Origin of the sequence: Vibrio tritonius (assembly GCF_001547935.1) — a bacterium.
GTDB lineage: Bacteria > Pseudomonadota > Gammaproteobacteria > Enterobacterales > Vibrionaceae > Vibrio > Vibrio tritonius.
The window spans coordinates 18,574-32,825 of record NZ_AP014636.1 but is presented as its reverse complement, the minus strand read 5'-3'; the positions used below and the strand labels follow the sequence as shown (position 1 = coordinate 32,825).

General features: G+C 40.6%; 8 protein-coding genes. 1 reads left to right on the top strand and 7 read right to left on the bottom strand.

Annotation, left to right across the window (positions count from 1 at the left end):
• Positions 1–172 precede the first annotated feature (172 nt).
• The 5 genes from JCM16456_RS15455 to JCM16456_RS15435 form a co-directional block, all read right to left on the bottom strand.
• A complete protein-coding gene (locus JCM16456_RS15455; protein ID WP_068716162.1) occupies positions 173–1,273 on the bottom strand; it encodes an SEL1-like repeat protein in 1,101 nt (366 codons plus the stop codon).
• The gene (locus JCM16456_RS15450) at positions 1,261–5,196 is read right to left on the bottom strand and encodes a LysM peptidoglycan-binding domain-containing protein (RefSeq protein ID WP_068716160.1); all 3,936 of its coding nucleotides are present in this window, start codon (positions 5,194–5,196) and stop codon (positions 1,261–1,263) included. The genes JCM16456_RS15455 and JCM16456_RS15450 overlap by 13 nt, the downstream gene beginning before the upstream one ends.
• A gap of 2 nt (positions 5,197–5,198) precedes the next feature.
• Entirely contained in the window at positions 5,199–5,747 is a 549-nt protein-coding gene (locus JCM16456_RS15445; protein ID WP_068716158.1) for a DUF4123 domain-containing protein, read from the bottom strand.
• Positions 5,744–7,903: a type VI secretion system Vgr family protein gene (locus JCM16456_RS15440; RefSeq protein WP_068716156.1), complete on the bottom strand. Its 2,160-nt coding sequence runs from the start codon at positions 7,901–7,903 to the stop codon at positions 5,744–5,746. The genes JCM16456_RS15445 and JCM16456_RS15440 overlap by 4 nt, the downstream gene beginning before the upstream one ends.
• Before the next feature lie 125 nt (positions 7,904–8,028).
• On the bottom strand, positions 8,029–8,547 hold the full coding sequence (locus JCM16456_RS15435) for an Hcp family type VI secretion system effector (protein ID WP_068716154.1): 519 nt from the start codon (positions 8,545–8,547) through the stop codon (positions 8,029–8,031).
• 379 nt (positions 8,548–8,926) lie between these two features.
• On the opposite strand from JCM16456_RS15435, the gene JCM16456_RS15430 reads away from it, so the two are divergent.
• Entirely contained in the window at positions 8,927–9,508 is a 582-nt protein-coding gene (locus tag JCM16456_RS15430) for a DJ-1/PfpI family protein (protein ID WP_068716152.1), read from the top strand.
• A gap of 105 nt (positions 9,509–9,613) precedes the next feature.
• On the opposite strand, the gene glgB is transcribed toward JCM16456_RS15430, so the two are convergent.
• Entirely contained in the window at positions 9,614–11,800 is a 2,187-nt protein-coding gene (gene glgB, locus JCM16456_RS15425) for a 1,4-alpha-glucan branching protein GlgB (protein ID WP_179946811.1), read from the bottom strand.
• A gap of 237 nt (positions 11,801–12,037) precedes the next feature.
• The gene (gene malQ / locus JCM16456_RS15420) at positions 12,038–14,221 is read right to left on the bottom strand and encodes a 4-alpha-glucanotransferase (protein ID WP_068716148.1); all 2,184 of its coding nucleotides are present in this window, start codon (positions 14,219–14,221) and stop codon (positions 12,038–12,040) included.
• Positions 14,222–14,252: the final 31 nt, after the last annotated feature.

Below are 14,252 nucleotides of genomic sequence, written 5' to 3'. Positions count from 1 at the left end.
ATGCATTCGCCCTGAGAAGGAACCATCTTTTATTTTTATTTAAATAATTCATTTATCCCAAATTAAAGTTCATATTATGAACTTAATATATAGTTACGATTTCAATTTATTTAAATAACAATAACAATTGGCAGACCTTTATGATCGTCAAAGTTATAAAATTAAATCGATATCATAGCTTATCCATAGAATAATAGAATTCATCTATGAAAATTATAGGTTTTAAGTTGTTAATTTTATTTACTGCATCATTTTTAATTTTATTAATATCACTACCATTTAATAAACTTAATCCATTTTCACTCAAAATACTATTCTCATATGAAATATCGACATTTGTTTTGTCAATTGAACTATCAAGACTACTATAATTATCTTTTTTAATAAGTTCTAATATGAAAGATGATTCGATATAATTTTTAATATAATCTACCGTTGGTTTCTTTTCGATAAAACTTTCATAAAAGCTAACCTTAGCATTCCATACCCCGTCAAACATCTCCAAATCATCCAGCATATCTATATAAAATTCATTATTAAGATTATCTATTCTATAGTTTAAATACATGAGATTAGCTACAGGGGTAAAATGATTTTTAACCATTATTCTATATAAATTCTTTTTTAAATCTAAATTTAGATTTCTAGTATAAAAAACATATTCATACAATGGATAAAAATAGCCATGCTTCGCATTTTCAATGCCAATTTCAAGTAGATTATTAACTTTTTCCCCTTCCAATTTTTGAAGGAAATACTTTGATTTTAAATCACCTTCACTTGCTCTATTTTCAAATAACTCCTTTGCCTTCTTTCCCCATTCTCTACTACAAATACCTTTTAAGTAAGTTTCACAATCATCTGAACCTTCATTTAATCTTAGTGCTGCATATGGATTACCTAGTTCAGCAGATTTTTCAAAAAGTTTAGCTTTTAAATCACCAGAGAATACACTTCCTCCTGATATAGTTGCCAACCAATACATAGCATCTGGATTGTTTTCTTTAACTAATTTTTCCAACAATGGGACAGCTATATCCCATCGTTCTCTTTGAATAGCCAACACAGGTTGATAAAGAGGATTGTCAGGTTTGTATGTGCTAGTAAAATAATAATCAACAGTAGTATCAATATTATTTTGCACATACTTAACAAGTACACTATCATTTACATTTTCATTTTGAGATGTATTATTTTCTTTTTTACACGCCGTGATGAAAAATAAAGTTAAAAATAGAGCATAATATATTCTAAATCTTATTAAATGTACCATATTTTTTTACTCTCTTCCCATTTTCCATTATTTATTATTTTCTGTAAATCAATTCTATCTTTTTTAACCTGACCACTTTCACCATCAACAGGATCTAGAATTACGATAACTTCATTATAATCAGCAAGATTTTCAACGCTATAAGATAATTTTGATTTAAGATAATTATAAACATCATAATCACTATTATTTGTATATACTTTAATATTTAAAGATAGCTTAGCTATTAGTTCATTATATGATTTACAAATAGGTTTGACCTTTACATTATTAAGAACTCTAATTGTATTTAATAAGTTTTCAGGGCTAGATACTCTACGTTTTATATTATTTTCATCTATCTTAGCTGAAATTTCAATTTGCCATTTTATTGTGGTTATTATTTTTGATAACTTAATCCAACCGTTGTAGATATTCAACCAATAAAGGTATGTATTATTGCTCAGTGTGTAATTACCACCTAATAAAGATAATGTTAGTTCATATTGTTTTAAAGACTTTGATTTATCTCCTTCACTTTCATTAATCCAATTAAGTACTTTAACTACTGCTTCCAATTTTTCCACTAGACTTTTTGCATTATTTGGACTTAACGATGATAACTCATCCACATCAGATAAACAATCCAATAACTTAGCTAACACTTCTGGTGAAAGCTGCTCAACCCACATTTGGGTATTCTTTTGATTATCTTTGTCGATAATATTTCTTGCCAACATCGGCCCATAATCCTCTTTTAGTGACTCATATTTTTTATTTTCTATAAATTTAGCCGGTAAAAGAAGTACTTCACCTATATTAAGTCCCAAAAACAGTGCACTGGTTAATAGGTTGTTTAAGTCTTTAAGTTGTGGGGTATTTTTATTCACTAAGGTACTGTTATACTCACCAACACTACTTAGCGATTCAAATCCGTTTTGGTAGTACACGTTCAAAATGTGTTTAAAAAGCCTATCGATACTCAGATAATCTAATTCGATTGCGATCTTTCCTGATGCGCCAGGCCCGGTAACCCATGTAGCGGCAACGATCATATAAATCGCACCGTTGTGAAGTGTAATACGAAACTCAGCAGATAATCCAGCGCCATAGCTCACTGCAGCTTGGGCGGACAGCTTACCCAAACGCATGATATTATCCTGAACCTCATAACCGTTGAAACTCACCTGTGGAGGCTGCCAATATATCTCTCCCTCGACCATCCCACCAGTCTCGACGCCGGCAAACATATCAACCTTAAAATTTGCATCTGCTGCTACTAGATTTGTATTTTTGGTACTATTTGGCACATTGATACGTGTTCTTTCGTATTTTTTGAATTTAGGTTCAGCCCCATCTTCTGAAACATAATCACTTTCAGAATAAGCACTACCTCTCACGCCAATTTTGCCATCCGCTGTATCAGCAAAACCAAATTGAATATTTCTCGATACAGCAATACTTGCAGCTGCTGTTGCATAAATTACAGCTGATAAATGAAAGAAAAAGTAACCTAAAGAGTACTTCTCTGGTTTATTACTCTCTGTGGTATTGTAATATAGTAAAAACTCTTGCCCTTTACTTTCAGTATTATCTTCTTGGTATTTTTGTATAGGATACCAAGCATCAAATCGCATTTGACTATGAAAGAGATCAAATGACATGTTCATTTGACCAGAAAATTCCGTATTACTATTCGGTTCAAAACTTTTAAATTTGCTCAGTGGAACATTTAAATTTTCTTGAGAACTGGCAGTAAAACGCAGTAGCTGTGCTGATGCATCGACAACATATTGCGAATCAATTTTATTAGGACCTAGCCCATCTTCCCAATGGTAATTGTTCGACCAAAAAGCACTATCAACAATTTCTTTTTTATTAGTTAGATTATATGGATTTAATAAAAACTTACCGCCAATAACATTTTCTTTCATCGATTTTAAGGCAGTGCTTGAAAAATCGGACTTTATTACGTCCATAGCACTGGTTAGATTTGTTAACGCTTGCTTACCTTTCAGTGATGAATTACCAGACAAGTGACTAACTACTGAAACATTTTTTGTAATTTCTTTAACATGTCCCTTTGCACTACTTAAATCAGAATAAGTTTCTGGCAAATACCAACTAGGACCACGAACCCAACCTAATGTTCCCACAGACATTAAGACACATTCGATGACTCTTATAAAATCATTACCTTTTTTTATCTCAGATGTTTGTTTTTTCTTTGCTATATAATTTGAATCATCCCAAATAACAACAAATGAACTTTTTGGTTCAGTAAAATCTTTCAAAAATTTTATATTCTGATTTTTATTAGCCCTTTCCTCAGCTAGTTTCTTAATCCTATTAATTCTCTCTTGCGCAATTTTCTTTACCCAAAGTAAACCAGAGAATATCTTAGGTAATGGAAATTTTGCATTATTAACATCTCGGTTAGAATTAACTTCTAACAAACTTTTAATATCAGAATTCCATTTGATAAATGTAGAATCAATAACTTTAATTAAGGCTATTGACGGATAATAGGCCCATTTATCTGCACCAGTTTCCTTTAGCATCCTGTCTAAAGCATCTTCATCCGTAAGAGTAATCCTACCGCTAAGATCTCGTTTACTTATTTTGGAAAAATCCACACTGATATCATTAAATAGTTTATCAATTAGACTCTCAGCTTCAGTAATTTCTATAGGTAGTCCAGACCCTTTTGCACCTTCTGCACGCCAATCGTCAAATTCCTGTCTGAAAGTTTTAGGTCCTCGAAGATCATCGTTACTACCTTCTAATTCATCATAGGTTAAGCATTGTTCTTTTATTACAAAACCATGAGTATTAAGGGATTTTAACTTTTCTTTAAAATCTTTATCCCGATTATCTGGTAGTGAACTGAACATTAGATTATCAAAATTGTTAATTTTTCTATCTGCTTCACGATGGGAAGACAGTGATATTGCATCATCAGTAAAAGATTCAAAGTAAATCTTGTTATCAATTTTACTTTTGATTATGTACTTAAATAAAGACTCAATTTCTTTTTCAGTATTACTCGTGTAATACTTTCTATCCTTATCATATACATAATAAGAACCATCATCTGTTTCTATTCTTGCAGCATTCTTTTGTGCTTTATCTTCAAAAGATTTTATTTTTCTTTCTAAGTCATTAATTAATTTATCTTTTATTTTCTGTCTTGCTTTTTCTTTGTTTTTTTCAAGTTTAGCCGTTTTTTTTACGTGCTCTATTGCAGAAGAACCTCCATAAGCGATTCCCCAATAACTAGGATTATTAGTTAATTCAATTTGTAGCTCATACTTTTCTAGTTGTTCATGATATAGAAATGCAAAATCCTCTTTACTTAGCTCTTGTTCAGACAAGTTCTCTAAGAAACCATCTTTTGTTTGATAAGCTCCTGATTGTATTGTCTTTAAAGCAATAACAAGGTAATCATATCTATCTCGATCTTTAATATCTAAAAATTGACCATGTGGAGATGTATAAAAGTTCGCAAACACTCCTAAATCATTAAGATCTTGAAGTGTTTTCTCGCTGTCATTTGGATGTATCGCACTGACCAACGTTTTCTGTTCCTGCAATATGGCTGTTTGAGCAGCTTTGGTTATTGCGTAGTAGCATTTTTTACCTGTTTTAGGATGTGCTGGTACATAGAGAATATCAACATATTCAGGAGAAGAACTACACAGATCATTCCCTGAGGCACAGTCAGATGGAGGGCTAGGAAGGTCAGTGGTAGCTCCATCTTTTATCGGCTGATTTGGACTACCGCCAGGAACATTAATCTCTTTTCCTGTGTAAATTAAATCGATGTTTTTAATTTGTTCAGAATTAAGTTCTTTTAACTCGTCAACGGTAACATTAAATTTCTGTGCTAATAATGAAAGGCAGTCACCTTTCTCAATAGTATACTTCTTATATTCACTAGCCATAATTATATTAATTCCTTACCAAAGTTCGACGTTAATTTATAAGGTAATTTTATTTTTTTGTTTATATTATTTTCTTTTCGTTTTATTGATTTAACAATCAGGTTGCTATCTATCCAGCTTAGGGCATCAAACGGTCCCAAAATTGTATTAACATCCTCATCACTAATGTTACTCTCAACAATTTCCCAAGTAGGTTCCGCATAAAATCGGAAAAATAGGGGGGCATCATCAATAATTACGTAGTGTAAAGCTTGAAAATGTTGGATTAAGCTTTCTTCTTCATGGTTATCACGTACCGAGAATAGGACACAACTTGTTCTGATATCAGAATTTGTCTGTAATAATGCCTCAAACTCGCTTACTGCCGTATACTTAATCGCTACGGGACCGATCTCATTCAAATGTTCGAAGGGTGTACCTTTAAACAATTGAACTACTTCTACATTGGGGATATAGAGATAGGCCAATTTTTCTATATCAGGCACTCTTACCTTATCAACAACCAACCATTGTTGACCTTGAACTGTTTTTAATTGACTGAATAGACTCATGCCCCCTCCTCAGAATGGATACATTTACAATCAGTACGTAAACAGCTCCCATCAGCCTGCTTTTGACACATTTTTGCTAATGGGACATTAGCGACTGAAATTTGTTCTAGGGCTTCAAGGCTGATTAATGCGGGATTAGCTAAAGAATAAAGTTTTGGATCGGCAGGCGTTAGCCCCACCACACTCTCAGCCTCGGTGGCCACTAGTGCCACCGCTTCTGCGATTGATGTTGGTAATTTGGCGATTAGTCCTGCGTAGCCTGATCCTGCGCCCGCGCTACCGCCGGAGTTCAGATTGATTGCTGACCCCACTACGGTGACACCGGAAGCGTCTAATTTGATAAAACTGCCTGATGCCGCGATGGTAAGTTCATCACCACCATCGAGTACGATTTTATTGCCAGCTTTTAGATGAACCTCACTACCAGAGTCGATGATGGTCTTATCGCCCACCTTCTGCTGTATTGAACCACTTGCATTAATACTGTTATTTTTTTTGATGTTAGTGCGTGATTCGCCTTTGATCGTCAGGTGTTGGTTATTTTTGACCTTAGTTATCGCATCATTATCCACGGTGAGATGTTTGTCATGGTTGATGACTTGAATATGGTCGTTTTCTACCAAGGCTTCGTAGTCTTTCTGTGCATGCACAAAAATCTTCTCGCTACCTGATTGGTCTTCAAAACTCACTTCGTTGTAACCTTCCCCTTGGTGAGTTTCGGTGCGCAACACGGTTTTGGTTTTGTTATCAGGCAATGTATACGGATGAGTATTGGTGGCGTGATAGGTTCTGCCGGTAATGATGGGCTGATCAGGGTCGCCATTAAGGAATGACACAATCACTTCATGACCAATACGAGGGATCGCCAGCGTGCCATATTGTGGGCCAGCCCAACCTTGAGAAACTCGCACCCAACACGAACTCTGCTCGTTGGCATTTGAATAGCGATCCCATGGGAAATGCACTTTTACCCGACCAAATTCATCACAGAAGATCTCTTCTCCTTCTGGCCCCACGACAAACGCCATCATTGGGCCATCCACTTGGGGTTTTGGCTGAGGTGTCGCGCGCCATGTAAACGTCGATGGAATGGCTTTAAATTGGTTCACGTAAGTGGTTGAACCGCTACCCCCCTCTTCTTCCACCGCTTGTGGCTGTTCACCTTTATGCTGAATCAACACGGTCACATAGCTTTGGTTCATCGCCTCGTTAAGGTGGTCTGAGAGGGTGAATTGATAGCCAGCTCGCATCAGTTGCTGATTACTCTTGCCAATCACGATTTGTGCGTTGCGGCGAAGATACTCTTGGCGAATTTGCGTAAACGCCTTGCCGCTCACATCATCTTTAAAACGCCCTGGCGCATCGAAGTGTTCATAATCCGCCAGTTGGTAATCCATTGAGGTGCCTTGCGCACTTTGTGCAAAGGAATACGCCGGCTTTTTGAAGCTGTAATCCTGCATGGCAGTGGTGGCAACTTCACTTTGCGTATGCGCGGCAAATTTCCAAATATAAGGTGTGTCATTCACACCACCTGCCAGCGTGTTGTATGGAATGGCATCGGTAATGGATGGCAAGCTAGACGTCGCATCAGTAAACAATACGGTATGTTTGCCCTCTTCATGGACAAAGCTATACACCAATCCCTCTTCTGCAGCGAGACGGTGCAGAAAGGCAAGGTCAGTCTCTCGGTATTGCACACAAAACTCACGTTGTGCGCATTCACGCTGCACATCAAACGCAAAGTCGGTGATGTTCATTTCTTGGAGTAAGGTAGAAATGATTTCAGGAACGGTTTTCAGTTGGAACAGGCGGCTGTTTTGGCGCAGAGATAACCTTTCTAGCGCCGGGACTAGGATAATTTCGTAATAGGTGTAGTTATGGCCGATATCGCCTTGGCTGAATTTGCGGATCACACCGTTTATGCGCTGCACCAACACATCGTCTCGGTACAGAGTTAACTCAGCGACATGATCGACCATCTGCTCAGGCAGGATATCCGATTTGCGGCTTGCCAATTCCACGCGGTACTTAAAACCGTAGCATGGCTTGCCTTTAAACATACTATCGGATAACGACTCTTGTCCTTCGAAACCACGAACAACCAGAGTGTCGTCCTCTAACCCATTAATTGTTATTGAATAACCTAGCCTAGCCATCCTGTTTTCCTTTATTTTTATAAACAGTAAAACCTTAAGCGCAAAACACCACTACGATGCCCTGTGCTTAAGGTTCAAATGTCGCCCACTCTTTGAGTGGGCGATGAGTCGATTCGCGCAGTAAATTACGCTTCGACAGGCTTACGCCAGTCGTCAGAACCTGAAGTACCAGCATTGATATGGTCCCAAGTGATCTGACGGTAAGTTAATGAAACCGTTAGATTTTGAGTAAAATCAGATTTTGCAGGATCTTGACAGTGTGGCATTTCACATTGAATGTCCACGATAGACGCGTTTTCTAGAGTGGTAGTAAAGAAGTTTTCTTGTTTACCTTCAATAGAAGTGCGGTACCATTTTAGCGTTACAGAAGACATTTTTTCGCCAGAAGCTAACGCGTTGTACAGTAGTGGAACAGCTTTGTTCAAAGACACTGTGAATTTAAATGGCTTGTGAACACGCTGACCAGAAGGCTGACCAGATTGAGGATCAGTTGGTACAGTAACGATGTGGTCAAATTGCTGAACCAGCATTTCATCTTCGTGACCTTCAACAAATGAGTCACCGATAGAATCTGCTGTGCACGCACCAGCAGTGATAAGACCCTGAGTTTGACCTTCGATAGAGATATAACATGGAGTTGGCATTGCAAATTCCTTTCTAAAAACTGAGTTGATGCGCATAGCGCGGTGTCGTAAAAGAAAGAGCAAAGTCGATGCCAAAATAGCAGGTCATATAAATCAATTACTTATAATTACTTAGCCATTATTAAAGCAATAAGCTGCCTATAGTCGAGCAAGATCTTGCTTGCTGGGCAAAGATCGTTCAACGAGTGAAAAGTGATTCTGTGATCCTGCTTCAAACGATGATTTCCCTTCATCTATCTTGATTTTTGGGCCACTCCTCCCCCTAGATTTGGCTGGGATTTCAATGCGATTGAGCGGTGAAGGTGATTCAATGGTATTTACCATTTAATTATCGTATCCCATAGGCTCTGCGGCGCTGTGGGTAGAGGAGATTCAACCTATGACTCATCGCGTAGCCTTACTACTTGCCCCAGGTTTTGAAGAAGCAGAAGCCTTTATGGCGTTAGACGTATTAGAACGCCTTGATATCTCGGTCACTAAAATTGCCTGTCACACGGAAAAGACCGTCACCAGTTATCACAATATCAAGGTACTTATCGACGATCTACTCTGTGAAAAAATGGATGTCCTGTTTGATGCCGTTGTCATTCCCGGTGGACCGCAAGGCACGGATAACCTCACGGCCAATGAGGATGTAATTGAATTTATTCGCCGCCATGACCAAGCAAGAAAGTGGATTTGTCCAATTTGTTCAGCAGCCGCAAAAGTGCTCGGGCGTCACGGGTTACTCAAAGGTCGTCGCTATGTCTGCTCTGGAGACCTTTACCAAAGCGTAACCGACGGTGAGTATGTCGATGCAGCGGTAGTAGAAGATGGCAATTTACTTAGCGGTAAAGGGCTGGGGTTAGTATTTGATTTTGCTTTTAACGTTGCGCATAAGCTAACTGGCGATACCGAACAGGTACGTTTTCATGCCGATCACATTTATCACCAACTTACTCTGCTTGGCGATGAAGCATAATGTCACCGAGTTAAATTAGAGATTATCTTAGATTAAGAAAAAGCGCGATTTACAGTATAAATCGCGCTTTTTTTGTTTGAAATCTAATGTCTGAAACGTCAGAAATTAAGCTTGATACTTATAGTAGAGCGTCGCTAGCGGTGGTAAACGCAACAGCAATGAGTCGGGTAAACCTTCACTCTCCGTTTTTTCAGTTTGTAACTGACTGCGCACCATAAAATCGCTGCCATCGTAACGACGATCATCGGTATTCAAAATCAGTTGATAGTTGCCCGCATTCGGCATTCCTAATCTAAAACGCTCGTGTGGCACTGGCGTAAAGTTGGTAACAATTAAAATCCGTTCACCATTTTCACCCATGCGTTCGTGCGCCAACACACTCGCATTAGCCGCATCAGACAGTCGCCATTCAAACCCTCTCGGTTCATTGTCTAATTGATAAAGCGCAGGCTCATTACGATAAATGTGGTTAAGATCATGCATTAATTTGTGGAGGCCTTTATGCCGAGCAAAATCAAGCAAGAACCATTGCAGCTGGTCGTCATGTTGCCACTCGCTGGTTTGACCAAATTCAGCCCCCATAAAGTTCAGTTTCTTGCCGGGCTGGCCATACATATAACCAAAGAACGCACGCAGATTAGCGGTTTGTTGCCACTCATCGCCGGGCATTTTATAGATAAGAGACTGCTTGCCATACACCACTTCATCATGAGAAAGAGACAGCACATAATTTTCGCTGTGCGCATAAATCAGTGGGAAGGTAATCGTATTGTGGTGATATTTACGGTTTATAGGGTCTTCATGCATGTATTGCAAACTGTCGTGCATCCAGCCCATGTTCCATTTAAAACCAAAGCCTAGCCCACCAAGAAATGTCGGAGTAGAAACTCCCGGATAGGCTGTTGATTCTTCAGCAATGGTCATGGCATTTGGGAAATGGCGATACACTTCTTCGTTCATCCATTTGAGCATCGCGATGGCATCGTAGTTTTCACGTCCGCCATCCACGTTAGGAATCCACTGGTCGTGACTGCGTGAGTAATCGAGATAGAGCATCGAAGCCACCGCATCGACTCGAATACCGTCGATATGGAACTGCTCAAACCAATACAGAGCATTCGAGACTAAGAAACGACGCACATGCTCTTTACCCATATCGTAGATGTAGGAGTTCCAGTCTTGGTGCCAGCCACGACGCGGATCAGGGTCGTGATAGAGCGGCGTACCATCAAAATTGGCTAAACCGTGGCTGTCTGATGGGAAGTGTGCCGGCACCCAATCAAGTACCACGCCAATGTTGGCTTGATGGCATTTATCGACAAAATATTTAAAATCGTCTGGGTTACCAAAACGACTGGTTGGCGCGAACAGCCCAACAGGTTGATAGCCCCAAGAACCATAGAATGGGTATTCAGCAATCGGCATCAGTTCAACATGGGTATAGCCCATCCCCATCAAGTATGGGACGAGTTGATCCGCCAATTCTCGATAATTTAAAAAACGGTTGTTGTCGCCACGGCGCCATGAGCCCACATGCAGCTCATAAAACGAGAGTGGCTGCTTACGTTTTTCCGTCACTTCCCTTTGCTGCCATTTTTGATCATGCCAGTGATAACGGCGGTGATCGTAGGTCACTGAAGCAAAAGAAGGGTATTGTTCGGCGTAAAAACCCCACGGGTCGGCGCGATGAGGCAAACCTTCACCATTAGGGCCTTTGATTTCAAATTTGTATTGCGAACCTTCAGGGAGGTCTGGAATGAAAATGCCCCATAAACCGTAATCAAGACGCTGCATCGGCGTTCTTCGGCCATCCCATTCGTTATGTGAACCGATCACACTGCAAGCAGAGGCGTTGGGCGCATAAACCAAAAAACGAGTACCTTGAATTTCTCGACCATCGCGCTGAATAGAAACGAACTGCGCGCCCATATGGTGATACATTTTCACGGGCGTGTGCAGATCTTCGTACTCATCATAGAGTTCATGATATTGGTAAGGATCATCAAGAATTTGTTCAGTTCCCGCCCAATCAATCGCCAAGCGATAGTGCGTGAACCGCAAATCGCGATTGGAACGCAATACAAAACCACCGAGCCATTCCGACTCCAGTGGAATACGTGGTTCGCCCTCAATCAGCACTTCGACTTTATCAGCACCCGGCATCCATACACGTAGCGCTATTGACTCATCTGCCACATAAGGACCAAGAAAGCCAAACGAGTCAGAGAAACTGGCCTGTTCTAACGCATGATACGCTAGCTGCAACTTTGACGGTTTTTTCATTATATTCAATGTAGAACAACTCCTAATCTAAACCTCTACCGAATCTTTGGCATTGGTCCTACTCTCTTCCATGACTGACGACTTCTCTTATCTAATGAAAAATCCTCCACGATTCAACACCTAATCGTCGGATTAGATTACGCATCCTAAGTCATATTAACGGACTCTGATGCAAGGAAGAGTGACCTAGACTCAACTTCTCTATTTCATCAATTAATTCAATATACTGGTGATATTTTTATCTCGCTATTGCTTTGATGCACCTTGACGCGTTTCAGTTAAATGCAGACTAATGCGATTAATCTCTTCTTTGGCAAACATCTGTTCCAAATTGAGTGACAATTTACGGCGCCAGTTAGGGTACTCACTCACGGTGCCGGGAATATTGACGGGTTGATCCATTTCAAGCCAATCTTCCAATTGCACACTCAACAGAGCGGACGCCCCGGCCGCCACATGCAATTGCAGCGCTTCACTCAAATAAGAATCCATCGGGACATGGAATGCATCTCGTCCTACGCCCTCGGGCAAGCGTCCATGCCATGCGACGGAATCTAAAATACCTTGCTTGCATTTGAGGCGATCATCAAATAGCTTCTGCAACTGCTCTTTATCAGGGTAGAGCCCTATCTCACCACCCAACTTGAGATCCTCACAGTGCCAAAAACCGCGCAGCGTTGGCATATCATGAGTACATAAAGTCGCCATCGATTGCGCTGGATAATGCGCAGGAGAAATATACCCACCGTCGGTTTTGGACGTTTCAAAAAAGAACACCTTATAGGAGTGCACTCCTGCATCACGCAATAATTGCGCCATTTCCTCCGGCACCGTTCCTAAATCTTCACCAATCACACTGCATTGCTGCCGATGAGATTCAAGCGCCAGTATTGCCAGCATCTCTTTCACCGGGTAATACATGTATGCCCCGTTGGTGGCACTTTCACCGCGTGGAATCCACCATAACCGCAGTAATCCCATCACATGGTCGATACGCAGTGCACCACAATGTTGCATATTACGGCGCAGCAGTTGAATGAAAAGCTGATAACCTGTCGCGCGCAATTTTTCTGGGTTTAATGGCGGTAAGCCCCAATTTTGACCTAACGGACCAAGCACATCAGGCGGAGCGCCAACGCTTGCCCCCAGCACCACATTACCGTTATCCGACCACGTTTCTGAACCGGAATCGGCCACGCCAACCGCCAAATCACGATAGAGACCAACCACCATGCCTTTTTCAATAGCCAGTTGCTGAGCTTCTTTAATCTGAGCATCGGCAACCCATTGCAAGTAAAGGTACAACTCGACATGCTCAGGATTCTGCTCTGCATAGGCTTGAACATCGGCGTTTTCATAACGTCGATACTCCTCTGGGAACGCAGGCCAGCCCCAAACGTGTTCTTGTTTCGCGCTCACGTAAGCATGTAAGGCATCAAAGACCGCTTGTTGGCGCAGGCTCTCACCACCAGTATCGACAAATTCTTTAAATTGTTGTGCTCTCTCGCTATTTAACTCTAAATGACGATGACGAAACTCCTGATACAGCAAAGGCAATACGCTCATTTTTAATTGCGCTACTTCTGTGTAATTCACCCAGTGAGTTTCTCTGGCTTTTTGCAGTCGAGATTGAAACTCAGGGCTACCGACACATTGCTGCGCTTGAGCACTTAAAGAGAATTCAGGAACGGAGCTAACATCGATATAGAGAATATTCAGCCAGCGGCGAGATGATGGGCTGTATGGGCTGGCCGCCTCAGGGTTAGCAGGAAAGAGTGAGTGGATTGGGTTTAGACCAACAAAATCACCACCGCGAGACGCAATATCGGCAACCAGTTGTTTTAAATCACCAAAATCGCCCATTCCCCAATTATGCTGCGTGCGCAAGGTGTAGAGCTGAACACTCGGCCCCCACATTTTTTTGCCTTGCAGTAGTGCTGGCTGTTTGTAACAGTCTCTCGGTGCGACGATGATAGTTGCACTGTACGGAGCTTTGCGTCTCTTACGAGTCAAGGTAAGTTGGTGATACCCCAAAGGCAGCGTCACGGGTAAACGAAAATAAAGCGTTTCGTTGGTTTCTCGCTCGTCCCGCTGCAAGGTTTGAGAAACATCACCAGAATACGTTTCACCCTGCTCAGTCAGTAAATACCATTGAAAATCAGACTCTCGCCCCCCCACCGCCAGATGCAACCCAATATCCATTGGCTCATCATCATGGAGAACATAAACAGGCTCTAACACCTCTGATTTATGTTGTTTTTCAACAGAAGCCAGCAGTGCTTCGTCACTGCTGGTATCGTAGCCTAAACTGGCAAGCAAGCCTTCTATCACCTCTGGTTTAACATCCGTGTGTATTCCCCATGCACTGATGTAACTGTCGGCGATATTAACCTGCTCAGCGGCTTGTTTTAATACATTTAAGTCAATCATTTATCACCCCGAAGCGCATCCTTACGCTTCT